This is a genomic window from Pseudomonas sp. efr-133-TYG-5, assembly GCF_030209175.1.
Lineage (GTDB): Bacteria > Pseudomonadota > Gammaproteobacteria > Pseudomonadales > Pseudomonadaceae > Aquipseudomonas.
Genome location: NZ_JARVSM010000007.1, coordinates 1 through 11,825, shown reverse-complemented (window position 1 = coordinate 11,825; position 11,825 = coordinate 1). Strand labels below are relative to the sequence as shown.

The window sequence follows — 11,825 nt, the reverse complement described above, 5'->3', positions numbered from 1 at the left end:
AAAATTTGACGCGCGGCCTATTAAAAACGGAAAACCGCTGTCAGAGGATCTTCTTGAATTTTAAGCAGTTGCGAAAATGCCTACAGTTAAATACTGTATGCACGTACAGCTTAATAAGGATAACCTCGTGGCCACTTCTGCTGATGCTCCTGACACCTACGAACGCATGGGTATGCGCGTTCAGAAAATCATCAATTCCCCCACCGCACAAAAAGCCAAAGCCGCACTGATCTTCCGTCTGGCCGACGAGCCGGTGGATGAGTGGGAGCGTTTGCTGGAAGAAATCGACGAGAACGACAACGTCACGCTCGCTTACCGCGACGATGGTGGCGTGCAGATTTTCTGGGTTGTACCAAAGGAAGATTGATTCAATGAGTGTCCGCTGTTTTGCTTTGCTGTTGCTGTTCATTTCCATCGGTGCCCAGGCAGGCGCGCCCCGCACGTTCAGCGAAGCCAAGAAGGTCGCCTGGAAGTTATACGCCCCGCAATCCACCGAGTTTTACTGCGGCTGCAAATACACCGGCAACCGGGTTGACCTGGCTGCCTGCGGCTATGTACCGCGCAAGAACGCCAAGCGTGCTTCCCGCATCGAATGGGAGCACATTGTTCCGGCGTGGGAGTTCGGCCATCAACGTCAGTGCTGGCAGAACGGTGGTCGCAAGAATTGCACGCGCTACGACCCTTCCTACCAGAAAGCCGAAGCCGACCTGCACAACCTGGTCCCGAGCATCGGTGAGGTCAATGGCGACCGTAGCAACTTCAGCTACGGCTGGTTGCCGGTGGAAAAGGGCCAATACGGCTCGTGCCTGACCCAGGTCGACTTCAAGGCAAAGAAGGTCATGCCCCGCCCTTCGATTCGCGGCATGATCGCCCGCACCTACTTTTACATGAGCAAGCAATACGGCCTGCGCCTGTCGAAACAGGATCGACAGCTGTATGAAGCCTGGGACAAGACCTACCCGGTTCAGGACTGGGAGCGCCAGCGCAATCAAAGCGTGGCGTGCGTAATGGGACGCGGCAACGAGTTTGTCGGCCCGGTGAACCTGAAAGCCTGCGGCTGATTGCCCGCGTACAAAAAAGGCCTCGAGCATCACGCTCGAGGCCTTTTTTGTACCTAGCTGCCAGACTTGTTGTAGCGCCAGTAACCCATCAGATTCAGCGATTCCCGCGGGATGCCGCGCTCCTTGATCAGGTATTTGCGCAAGCTCATCACCGCCGCGGACTCACCCGCGATCCAACCATAGAATCCCTGCGTAGCGCCGCCCGCTATTTCCCAGAGAATATCCTTGTCGATATCGACATCGGCCAGCTCGGCCGCTGGCCCGACGGCGGAAACATCGATCGGAAGAATCGCTTGGCGAACCGCCTCCACCATCAGCGTGCCGGCAACTGTAGCGCCCGCCTCCTGGCGAATCAGCCACCGCACGCTCAACCCTGGCCAGTCCGGCAATGCCAGCATGTCCTGCGCGCTGTCGACTTCAAAAAAGGCCTGCACCCGTGGCGGCTCGGCCCGTGCCGCGAGCTCATCGAGAATTCCCATTGCCGCCGGCAACGCCGTCGAATCCGCGACGAGCAGAACCTCGGTGAGATGTTGCGGCGGCTTCCATTCGAAGCCACCGGCCTCTATGGCTGAAAAGCGGCTGTCGGGTGCCAGAATCTGCATCGACTCGCCCGGCTGCGCACGCAGGGCCCAGCGCGACGCCGGACCGGTTTCGCCATGCAGGACAAAATCGATGTCCACCTCACCCTGAGCCGCGCGCAGATGGCGAATCGTGTAGGTGCGCATTGCCGGGCGCCGATCTGCCAGCATGGCGCGAAAACGGCTGTACCAGCCCTCACTTTGAGCAAGCCGTGACGGTGAGCCATTTTCACCAGGGAAAAACAGTTTGACCCGTTGATCCGGCGCCCAGGTGGCCATTTCGGCCACCGCGGGAGCAGCGAGCGTTACCCGCATCAAATGCGGGCTCAGTTGCCGCTTGTGGCGCAGGACAACGTCGAACAATTTGTAGGGATTGGCGGAGGCCATGCGGAGCTCCTTGTGGAAAGTCGGTAACTCCCTGGAAACGAGTGACCTCCACTCCCCTTTAGTCAGCTCCGCCGAATGGATCGCTTACTGGCCGGCGGGACGCTCGATCACCAATGATTCGATGTTCTGTTTCTTCGCCTTGACCAGCGCCGCCTGCAACTCAACCTGCCGCGCTTCTACATCAGCCTTCGAGTTGAAAGGACCGATCAGGATGCGGGTATTGCCACTGCCGTCCTTGACGACATTGGGGATGAACGCATGCTCGATCAACCAGCCGCTCAGGTCGCTGACCGCCTGAGTGGTTTCGCCGCGCACTTCAAGATCCCACTGTGCAGCAGAGGCTACAGCCGGGGCCGTAACCGCTTGCGGTTTCGACTTTTGTGGATCCACGTTCTTGCTCTCACCACATCCTGCCAAGACCAGTGCCGCGACTATCCAGACCAATTTGCGCACAACGCTTCCCTCTGAATTTCGAAAGCGGCGATCTTAACATTCACCCATACCTTCGGAACCCAACAAAATGGGCACAAAACAACGAGATTGATGATTGCAGCCTCTGTATAGTTACGCCCTGGGAATTAATGCCGCTTCTGTGCGTCAGAAAGAGGCACCCAAATAGTGAGACTTCGCACTAATCTATACGTACCACCGACCTCTGCACTGTCTGAATCAGGTGCCCTACAAAGCAATCAAGGAGAAGACCATGCTGATACTCACCCGCAAAGTCGGTGAAAGCATAAACATTGGTGACGACATTACGATCACCATTCTCGGCGTCAGCGGCCAACAAGTGCGCATCGGTATCAACGCGCCAAAGAACGTTGCCGTCCACCGCGAAGAAATCTACCAGCGCATTCAGGCTGGCCTGACCGCTCCGGACAAGCCACAAACCCCCTGAGCTCTATCGCAGTCAGTAGCCAGTTCGTTCACCCCCGTGTAATGACTGGCTAAAGATTCCAGCGCCGTATTGCCACCTCCCCTCCCCCTGGTCACGGCGCACGACATACCTTCTCCCTCCTGCCACAACCTTCAATCGCCAGCGATACTAACCATGATTCCAGGGCCTGACTGTCGGACGTTTCCGATAAGCAGCTGGGAATCGCGCCGTCTTAAGCGAACGTCACGCCACGCGCCATGCCGGTGGCCGCTACGACCATCAGCATCAACAGCAGCGCCTCGGCGTGACTGATGCGTGCGAACACCTTTGCGCGCCTTGTGTCGAGCGCGTTACCACGCGCCTGGGCCACACGCCATTTGATCAGCGTCACCATCGGCGCCAACTCCAGCAGCAGGATCAGCACCAGCAACGTCATCTTCAGATGGAACAGCGGTTGCTGCAGGTAATAGTCGGAGCCCTTTTCATAGCCACCAAAGGCTCGCATGCCGCCGGTGATGAGCAACACCAGTGCAGAAATACCCCACAGATTATCGGCAAGCAGTATTCGCTTGATCTCCCCCGTACCGCTCGCCAAGTGGCTGAAGGCGCTCCCACGGGTCAGCACAGCCCAGAAGCCGAGGGCGAATGCCAATAGATGAATCGCTGCAAGAAACCAATGAACCAGCATTGATGAACTCCCGTCAGGCAGAGTTGGAATCGGCCAGACAGTAGTAGTCGAAAAAGCCCGGATTCGCCTGCACACGCCTGTGCACGCGGGGAGTCGAGAAAGGAATGGACGGACAGCGGCCCGGGAAGAGCCAAATCGCAGGCAAAAAAAATCCCAAGCAGCTGATGGAAGCTTGGGATTTAAAAATGCATAAACCGTGGTGGTGAACGCGGGGCGGATAATACTCAACTATTGCCTGCGTAACAACGTATTTTCGATAACCGGTTGGTTAAAAAAAATCGTAACCCGTTCATTATCCACACATTTTTCATGGCTGCTGATGAATGCGGCATTCCATCGCGAAAAATCAAAGGGTTAGCTCGCAAACGTTTTCGTGGCGGGCCGACGAGTGAACCGGATCGAGAGAGGTCCAGATTACAAAACGGGGGTCTGCAAGCTCTTTGCAAATCGTAGACAACAAAAAAGGGCCCACCTTTCGGTGAGCCCTTCCAGACCGCCCAGCAGAGCGGATTTTGTTTGGTAGGCGCGATTGGACTCGAACCAACGACCCCCACCATGTCAAGGTGGTGCTCTAACCAACTGAGCTACGTGCCTGCTGTGAGGCGGCATTCTACGGAATTCCGGAGGGGTGTCAACACCTTTTTTTCACCTAACCCTATGAATATGCAAAATATTTAATTTCGCCCCGACAAAGAAGATTTTCCGGCGGCTGGCGGAGGATTTTCAACTCGGGTAGGATCGACGCACTCGTAAAATATATTAAACAGAGGCTGCAGGATGGCGAACACCCTTTACCCAGAATCCTATTACGCTGCGTCGGCCAATGCCGCACCGCCACGTCCGGCCTTGCAGGATGATGTGGAGACGGATGTCTGTGTGATTGGCGCGGGTTACACGGGACTCTCCTCGGCCCTGTTCCTGCTGGAGAACGGTTTTCGCGTGACCGTGCTGGAAGCGGCCAAGGTCGGTTTCGGCGCTTCCGGGCGCAATGGCGGGCAGATCGTCAACAGCTATAGCCGCGACATTGATGTGATCGAACGCACTGTCGGCCCGAAACAGGCCCAACTGCTCGGGCAGATGGCCTTCGAGGGCGGGCGGATCATCCGCGAGCGTGTCAGCCGCTACAACATCCAGTGCGACCTCAAGGACGGCGGCGTTTTCGCGGCCCTCTCGGCCAAGCAGATGGGCCACCTGGAGTCGCAGAAGCGCCTGTGGGAGCGCTTCGGCCACACCCAGCTGGAACTGCTCGACCAGCGCCGCATCCGCGAGGTGGTGGCCTGCGATCAATACGTCGGCGGCATGCTCGACATGAGCGGCGGCCACATCCACCCGCTGAACCTGGCGCTGGGCGAAGCCGCTGCCGTGGAATCCCTGGGCGGCACCATTTATGAGCAGTCGCCAGCCGTGCGTATCGAACGCGGCGCCAATCCGGTCGTGCATACGCCGCAGGGCAAGGTCAGGGCCAAGTTCATCATCGTCGCCGGCAACGCTTATCTGGGCAATCTGGTGCCGGAACTGGCCGCCAAATCGATGCCCTGCGGCACCCAGGTGATCACCACCGAGCCTCTCGGCGATGAGCTGGCGCACAACTTGTTGCCCCAGGATTACTGCGTCGAAGACTGTAACTACCTGCTCGACTACTACCGCCTGACCGCCGACAAACGTCTGATTTTCGGCGGCGGCGTGGTCTACGGCGCACGGGATCCGGCCAACATCGAAGCGATCATCCGGCCGAAAATGCTCAAGGCGTTCCCGCAGCTCAAGGACGTTAAGATTGATTACGCCTGGACCGGCAATTTCCTGCTGACCCTGTCGCGCCTGCCGCAGGTGGGCCGCCTCGGCGACAACATCTATTACTCCCAAGGCTGCAGCGGTCACGGCGTGACGTACACGCACCTGGCCGGCAAGGTGCTGGCCGAGGCGCTGCGCGGTCAGGCCGAACGTTTCGATGCGTTTGCCGACCTGCCGCACTACCCGTTCCCCGGCGGGCAGTTGCTGCGCACACCGTTTGCCGCACTGGGCGCCTGGTATTACGGCTTGCGCGACAAATTCGGGATGTAAAAAAAGGGCCGGCGCACAGCGGCCCTTTTTCTTGTACCACGAACCTGCTCAGAGCTGATCGCGAGCAATTCCGCTACGTATCCGCAGGATATCCGCCAGCACCGCCAAGGCGATTTCCGCAGGTGTCTTGCTGCCCAGATTCAAGCCGATCGGCGCATGAATACGCGCCAGTTCAGCCTCCCCCAGGCCGCCGATCCGACGCAAACGCTCGAAGCGTTTTTGCGAGGTTTGCTGCGAACCCATGACGCCGATGTAAAACGCCTCGGTGCGCACCGCTTCCATCATCGCCAGGTCGTCGATCCGAGGATCGTGGGTCAACGCCACTACCGCGGTATCGCGGTGACAACCGCCGTCGGCGATAAACACCGAGGGCAATTGCCGGCGAATCTCTACGCCATCGAGCACCACACCTTCGAGCACTTCATCACGCGGGTCGCAGAGAATCACTTCGAAGCCGAGACCGACCGCGAACTCGGCGCACGCCTGCGCCACGCTGGAATAACCTGCGAGCAACAAACGCTGGGCGGCACCGACACGGATTCGCACACGATCGATCTCGCGCTCGATGCGCGCACCCTGCTCACGATCGGCAAACAGGCTGCGCACACCGGTCGCCAGTGCCACCTCACGAATCAACCGACGCTGCCCCAGCAGCGCCGATTCGAGTTCACGCAAATGCGCCTGCACGTCGCAGCCAGCGTCAAGTTTCTCTACCAGCACATCGAGAATGCCGCCACAGGGCAGGCTGACCCGCGAACGCGGATCGTCGCCCTCGCCGTAGCGCACCACGTTGACCGCATCGAAAAACGCCCCTTCGGCTACCCGCTCGAGGAAGTCTTCCTCGACACAACCGCCGGACAACGACCCGATCCACTGCCCATCGTCGTTCACCGCCAGCAACGAACCCGGCGCGCGCGGCGCCGAGCCATAGGTGGTCAGCACGGTGCAGAGCCAGATGCGCTGCCCCGCCACCGACCACGCCAGTGCCCGGCGCACCACTTGCAGATCGAGATGCTGCATGGTCAGTGCGCCTTGTGCTCGATGGACGGTGCGTCGGCCTGCAGTTTCTGCACGTCGCTGACCGCCAGCTCGGCGGACTGACCGCCCCAGCCCTGGCGCAGGTAGTTCAGCAGATCGGTCAGCTGCTCAGCGCTGAGTTTGTCGGCGAAACCCGGCATGGGCTGCATGTGCTCGAACCCGGCGAATTTCTGTTCGCCGATGCCGTCTTCGATCACCCGCACCAGATTGCGCGGATCCTCCAGGCGCAGCGTGGTATTGCCGCGCATGGCCACGGCGATGTGCGGCTTGCCTTCGCCACCGGCAGCATGGCAACCGGCGCAGACGTTCAAATATTCCTGACGGCCGCGTTGGGCGCTCGCGCCGAGTGTGTCCACCGCCACTTCAGCCAGCTCTTTCGCCGCTGGCGGCTTGTCGCCCAGCAGGTACGTCGCCATCGCCGCCAGATCCTGATCGTTCAGGCCCTGAGTGCTGTTGTGGAACACCGGGAACATCTCGTTGAACATGGTGCCCTGGGCGCTCATGCCGTGCTTGAGGAACGTGCTCAGGTCCTGCTGGTTCCAGCCTCGCGCCGCCAGATCGGTGGCGAGCAGGCTCGGCGCCAGGTAACCGTTGAGCACCCCGCCCGTCAGACGCTTGTCCATCTGCATGGCGCCCGGCAGACCACGTGGCGTGTGGCACTCACCGCAATGGCCGAGCACCTCGACCATGTACTGGCCGCGCTTCCAGGCCTCGCTTTTGCCGTCACCAGCGTCCAGCTTGACGTCCCTGCCGTAGAGCATGTTCCAGCCCGTCAGGCCCAGACGCACGTTGAACGGGAAGCTCAGGCTGGTGACCGGCGCGGCGCGCTCGATGGGCTCGACGGTCTTCAGATAGGCGTGGATGGCATCCGAATCTTCCCGCGGCGCCAGGTGATACGAGGTGTACGGCATCGCCGGATACAGGTTGGCGCCATCTCGACGCTTGCCCTGGGTCAGCGCGGCGAAGAACTCGTCATCGCTGTACAAGCCGATACCGTGCTCTTTGCTCGGGGTGATGTTGGTGCCGTAGATCGTGCCGAACGGCGACACAATCGGCAGCCCGCCGGCATACGGCGCGCCACCCGGTGCGGTATGACAGGCCATGCAGTCAGCGGCGCGAGCGAGGTATTCGCCGCGCTTGACCTGATCGTCCGCGTGCGCCATCAACAGCGGCGCAGCAAGGCCGGCCGCCAGGGTCAGGCGGGTCAGAAAAAACTTCATGTTCAGCCCTCCTTGACCAGGCCGAGATCGGTCAACACGTTGCGGGTGGCGTTGTAGTAACGCACGTACCCGGTGCACCGGCAGATGTGATGGCCAAGGCTGTCCTCGATGACCCGCTCCAGCTGGCTTTTGACGATGGGCTGGCGTTGCAGCTTCTCGACCAGTACGGTCGCCGCGTTGACGAAGCCCGGCGCGCAGTAGCTGCACTGGAAGGCGAATTCGTCGACGAAGCGTTGCTGGATCGGGTTCAGCTCGGTGACCTGACCCTGCTCGTCACGCTGGGCATGGCCTTCGATGGTGCGGACCTTTTTACCTTCGAAGTAATGCGCGCCGGTGATGCAGGTGCGCACTTCTTCGCTGGTGCCGTCCGGGTTGTCGACGATCACCACGCAGGCGTGGCAGATGCCCTGGCCGCAACCCAGGCGCGAACCGGTGAGGTTCTTGTATTCGTGCAGGTAGTCGATCATCGGCAGGTCATCAGGGATGTCCACCGGGCCGACGGATTGACCGTTGAGGGTCAGTTGAAGCGGACGGTTAGCCATTGAGGGCCTCCTTGATGCGCGCAGCAGTGATTGGCAGGTCGCGAACACGTTTACCGATGGCGTGTGCCACGGCGTTACCGATGGCACCGACCACCGGGATCATCACCACTTCGGCGATGCCCTTGGACGGATCGCTTGGCGACAACGGCGGCAGGATCTCCGCCGTCTGCTTCCACACCGCGACGTGGCGCGCCATCGGCAGGCGGTAACGGTTGAAGTTCCAGTCACCCTCCCCCGGCCCACCCTCGTACAGCGGCATCTCTTCCATCAGCGCATGGCCGATGCCCATGGCGATCCCGCCTTCGAGCTGACCGCGCACCAGTTCCTCGACCAGCACCCGACCGCACTCGAGCCACGAGTGGTGGTTGAGCACTTCGACTTCTGCCGAACCCTTGTTGACCTTCAACTCCACCAGCGTCGCGACCGGGCTGTAGTAGGTCACGGCGGCGTTGTTGAGCTGCACCACCGGATAGGCAACGTTCTGCCGATCGAGCAGATGGAACCCGGCGCTGCTCATCTGGGCTTTTTTCGCCTTCGGCGCGCCGTCGCCGTACTTCACCGCCAGGCCATCGAGCGGCAGACGCTCACGCACGCCGTCGATGCTGTACTCAGCCTCGGCCCAGCTCCAGCGATTGAAGCCGTGCACGGTGGCGCCGGTGACCAGGCCGCGCTCGTGCGCACGCTTGGCCAGCTCTTCGAAACTCAGCGGCTGCATGCCGTTGGCCGTCAGTTTGCCGTCGACCCAATGCGCATCTTCGCGACGCACCACGTACGGGTTGGCCTGGCCGCCGTACGGGCCCTGGCGCCAGATCTCCAGCGCCGCCGGCCACAGACCGTGGTTGAACAGCACGCGCGCTGCTTCCCGGGTGGCGTGACTGAAGTAATAGGCGGAGTTGGTCGCCGACGAGGCCGAAGCCAGTTTGCCGACCCAGCGCGGGTTGCGCAGGAAGTTGTCCTGCTCGGCCTGACTCATGATGTACGGGTTGCCGGCGGTGACCAGTTGCATTTCCTGCCATTCGGTTTCGCCGGTTTTCACATCGTGCGCCGGGCTGCCGAGGAAGTCGGCGACCACCAGTGCTTGCGATGTGGACATGCCGGTACCGATCTCGATCCCGATATGCCGCAGGGAAATGCGCCCTTCGGCGGTGAATTCGATGCTGGCCATCGGCGCTTCGGAACCGGTGCCGAAGTCTTTCTGGCAGATGGCAAAACCCACGCCGTACCAGTTGTCCGGATCCGCCGCTTCGCGCTGCTGCTTGATCGCGTCGCGGTTTTTCCAGACTTCGTGCAGCGAGGCCTTGTCGAGAATCTCGTGCAGGCGCAGGGCACCCGCCGGAATCGCACCCTGGGTGTTTTTCATCCCCGAGCGCAGCGCGTTCTTGCGGCGCAGATCGATCGCATCGACACCGAGGCGATTGGCGACTTCATCGACCATCATTTCCGTGGCCGCCATGCTCTGCAGAGTGCCGTAGCCACGCATCGAACCCGCCTCGACCGCACGGGAATGATAGGCAGTGACCTGCAGGTCGTTCTGCGGCATGTAATAGATCGACTGTGCCGCCGTGGCACCCACCGCCGCCACCGAGGGGCTGTAGTTGATGCGACCGCCACCGTCGACGCTCATTTCGGCGCGGAAAATCTTGAAGCTGTGATCGGTCTTGTCCACTGCCAATTGATAGCGAATATCGAACGGGTGACGCTTGATGCCGCTCTGGAACTGCTCGTAGCGATCGTTGGCCAGGCGCACCGGCACACCGGCGCCGTACAACGCGGCCAACGCGGCGTAGTAGACGAAAATGTTGTGGTCCTTGGAGCCGTAACCCACGGTGTAGCCCGGGTGCATATTCAGGTTGGCCAGGCCAAAGCGCGACGGGCCGATCATCTTCGCGGTTTCGGTCGCGGCTTCCAGTGGACACTGGGTGGCCACGACGAAGTGCAGGGTCTTGGTCGCCGGATCGTACCAGCCGTTGCCGTTGTCCGGCTCCATGGCAGCCGGCTCGATCGACGGAGTCTTGTAGCGCTCGTCGAAGACCAGCCAGTTGTCCGCCGGAGCGTCGATCTGCTGCTTCATGCGCTCGGCGTAGAACAGCCCGCGCTCGGTCAGATTGCCGTGCAGGTTCGGCTGGGAATTCCACACCGGGCGACGGTTTTTCAGCATCGGGAACAGGATCGAATCCTTCAGGCTGGCGAACTCGTCTTCGTCCGCCGAAGTCGGACCGCCAACGCGCACGTAGCGGAAACTGCCGTAGGGATCGCCTTCGTAGAACGGCACCTGGGCGCCGTAACGAATCGCTTTGTCATTGAATTTGAGTTTGTTCTTGGCCTGGCGGAAACGCTCGAAGTCGTTCCAGATCAGGATCGCCACCGGGTGACCGATGAACATCGGCACCTTGCCTGGCGGCAGCAGCGGATCGGGAGCGTGCTCTTCCGGGAATACGATACCGTCCTTGTCCAGGTCGGCAGCGGTGACGATGCGGTCAGGCTGCAAATCGGCACCGAGCCACGACAGGTCGTAGCCGTCGTAGATGCGGTCGGCCTTGATGGTCTTGAGCAGCATGGCGTGGCCTTGCTGCTGGGGCCAGCCCGGCATGTCCTTGGAACGGATGTCGCGGGCGAACACTTTGCTGCCGCAGACCTTGGACAAGGCGTCGTTACGCTGGCGTGCCTTGCCGTTGTTGCCGAGCCACTGCTCGGACGGCACGGTCACGCTGTTTTCCATCAAGGCAGCCAGCGCCTGGCTGCTGAGCGGCGTGAGCGTGACGCTCACCCCCGCCACCAGCCCGCCCTGAAGGAACGAGCGCCGGGATATTTCACGGTTGGACATGGATCATCCTCTGGGTGGTTATGGATCCACCCTTTTGGTTATCTACTGGGAATCTCGAGTCGTGCAGAAGCCCTTTCTGGCGAAGCAAAGGGCTGTGATGACAGTGCAAAGCTGACCGAAAGGTTAACTTTATAGGTTTCTGCGCTCGCAGCAAACAACCAGTTACAAAAATTTGACCAAAGAATCAAAAAATCAATGCGACGCGGCACCGCAGCAGATAACCGGGCAACCCGATAACCTCTTGTGGGAGCGAGCCTGCTCGCTAGGCGTTGTGTCAGCCAAACCAATCTCGACTCAAGCACCGCTTGCGCGAGCAGACTCGCTCCCACAGGGGAATTGTGTTGGCTTCAGGATTGGGCGGGAGAAAAAGAGAGGGACAGCCAAATTTCAGACACAAAAAACCCCGGTCTTTCGACCAGGGTCTTTGCTATCGATTCCGAAACAACCAGCGGTTGCTTTCGGTGTTTCAAGGCGTTCAGTGGTCCTTGAAACAGATATGGCGCAGCGGACGGGACTCGAACCCGCGACCCCCGGCGTGACAGGCCGGTA

11 protein-coding genes and 1 tRNA gene are annotated in these 11,825 nt (G+C 60.5%); 4 read left to right on the top strand and 8 right to left on the bottom strand.

What is annotated here, in order from left to right; translation table 11 throughout:
• The first annotated feature begins 76 nt into the window (after positions 1 to 76).
• Entirely contained in the window at positions 77 to 367 is a 291-nt protein-coding gene (locus QRN70_RS21975; protein WP_285419996.1) for a DUF1654 domain-containing protein, read from the top strand.
• A gap of 4 nt (positions 368 to 371) precedes the next feature.
• Entirely contained in the window at positions 372 to 1,061 is a 690-nt protein-coding gene (locus QRN70_RS21970) for an endonuclease (protein ID WP_285419995.1), read from the top strand.
• Between the two features lie 53 nt (positions 1,062 to 1,114).
• On the opposite strand, the gene QRN70_RS21965 is transcribed toward QRN70_RS21970, so the two are convergent.
• Positions 1,115 to 2,026: a siderophore-interacting protein gene (locus tag QRN70_RS21965; RefSeq protein WP_285419994.1), complete on the bottom strand. Its 912-nt coding sequence runs from the start codon at positions 2,024 to 2,026 to the stop codon at positions 1,115 to 1,117.
• Positions 2,027 to 2,110: 84 nt separating this feature from the next.
• Positions 2,111 to 2,479 (bottom strand): SPOR domain-containing protein, encoded by a 369-nt coding sequence (locus tag QRN70_RS21960; RefSeq protein WP_285419993.1) that lies wholly within the window; start codon positions 2,477 to 2,479, stop codon positions 2,111 to 2,113.
• Positions 2,480 to 2,729: 250 nt separating this feature from the next.
• Here QRN70_RS21960 and csrA point away from each other — a divergent pair, with 250 nt between their 5' ends.
• Entirely contained in the window at positions 2,730 to 2,924 is a 195-nt protein-coding gene (gene csrA, locus QRN70_RS21955; protein ID WP_003179932.1) for a carbon storage regulator CsrA, read from the top strand.
• Between the two features lie 211 nt (positions 2,925 to 3,135).
• Here the strand turns inward: csrA and QRN70_RS21950 are convergent, their stop codons facing one another.
• Entirely contained in the window at positions 3,136 to 3,591 is a 456-nt protein-coding gene (locus QRN70_RS21950; RefSeq protein ID WP_285419992.1) for a DUF2214 family protein, read from the bottom strand.
• A 517-nt stretch (positions 3,592 to 4,108) separates the two neighbouring features.
• A tRNA-Val gene (locus tag QRN70_RS21945) sits at positions 4,109 to 4,185 on the bottom strand.
• A 183-nt stretch (positions 4,186 to 4,368) separates the two neighbouring features.
• Between QRN70_RS21945 and QRN70_RS21940 the strand changes: the two genes are divergently transcribed.
• A complete protein-coding gene (locus QRN70_RS21940) occupies positions 4,369 to 5,652 on the top strand; it encodes an NAD(P)/FAD-dependent oxidoreductase (RefSeq protein WP_285419991.1) in 1,284 nt (427 codons plus the stop codon).
• Positions 5,653 to 5,700: 48 nt separating this feature from the next.
• Here the strand turns inward: QRN70_RS21940 and QRN70_RS21935 are convergent, their stop codons facing one another.
• The 4 genes from QRN70_RS21935 to QRN70_RS21920 are packed head-to-tail and all read right to left on the bottom strand — an operon-like array spanning position 5,701 to position 11,276.
• A complete protein-coding gene (locus QRN70_RS21935; protein WP_285419990.1) occupies positions 5,701 to 6,672 on the bottom strand; it encodes an XdhC family protein in 972 nt (323 codons plus the stop codon).
• 2 nt (positions 6,673 to 6,674) lie between these two features.
• Positions 6,675 to 7,910 carry a c-type cytochrome gene (locus QRN70_RS21930; RefSeq protein WP_285419989.1) on the bottom strand — a complete coding sequence of 412 codons (1,236 nt, stop codon included), beginning with the start codon at positions 7,908 to 7,910 and terminating at the stop codon, positions 6,675 to 6,677.
• A 2-nt stretch (positions 7,911 to 7,912) separates the two neighbouring features.
• A complete protein-coding gene (locus QRN70_RS21925; protein ID WP_285419988.1) occupies positions 7,913 to 8,452 on the bottom strand; it encodes a (2Fe-2S)-binding protein in 540 nt (179 codons plus the stop codon).
• Positions 8,445 to 11,276, bottom strand: coding sequence for a xanthine dehydrogenase family protein molybdopterin-binding subunit (locus QRN70_RS21920; RefSeq protein WP_285419987.1), 2,832 nt, complete (start codon positions 11,274 to 11,276; stop codon positions 8,445 to 8,447). The genes QRN70_RS21925 and QRN70_RS21920 overlap by 8 nt, the downstream gene beginning before the upstream one ends.
• Between the last annotated feature and the right edge of the window lie 549 nt (positions 11,277 to 11,825).

Excerpts from the sequence above, each read along its gene's own strand:
- QRN70_RS21930 (WP_285419989.1), bottom strand. The coding sequence starts at position 7,910 with ATGAAGTTTTTTCTGACCCGCCTGACCCTGGCGGCCGGCCTTGCTGCG.
- QRN70_RS21925 (WP_285419988.1), bottom strand. The coding sequence starts at position 8,452 with ATGGCTAACCGTCCGCTTCAACTGACCCTCAACGGTCAATCCGTCGGC.
- QRN70_RS21975 (WP_285419996.1), top strand. The coding sequence starts at position 77 with ATGCCTACAGTTAAATACTGTATGCACGTACAGCTTAATAAGGATAAC.
- QRN70_RS21940 (WP_285419991.1), top strand. The coding sequence starts at position 4,369 with ATGGCGAACACCCTTTACCCAGAATCCTATTACGCTGCGTCGGCCAAT.
- QRN70_RS21935 (WP_285419990.1), bottom strand. The coding sequence starts at position 6,672 with ATGCAGCATCTCGATCTGCAAGTGGTGCGCCGGGCACTGGCGTGGTCG.
- QRN70_RS21920 (WP_285419987.1), bottom strand. The coding sequence starts at position 11,276 with ATGTCCAACCGTGAAATATCCCGGCGCTCGTTCCTTCAGGGCGGGCTG.
- QRN70_RS21970 (WP_285419995.1), top strand. The coding sequence starts at position 372 with ATGAGTGTCCGCTGTTTTGCTTTGCTGTTGCTGTTCATTTCCATCGGT.
- QRN70_RS21950 (WP_285419992.1), bottom strand. The coding sequence starts at position 3,591 with ATGCTGGTTCATTGGTTTCTTGCAGCGATTCATCTATTGGCATTCGCC.
- QRN70_RS21965 (WP_285419994.1), bottom strand. The coding sequence starts at position 2,026 with ATGGCCTCCGCCAATCCCTACAAATTGTTCGACGTTGTCCTGCGCCAC.
- csrA (WP_003179932.1), top strand. The coding sequence starts at position 2,730 with ATGCTGATACTCACCCGCAAAGTCGGTGAAAGCATAAACATTGGTGAC.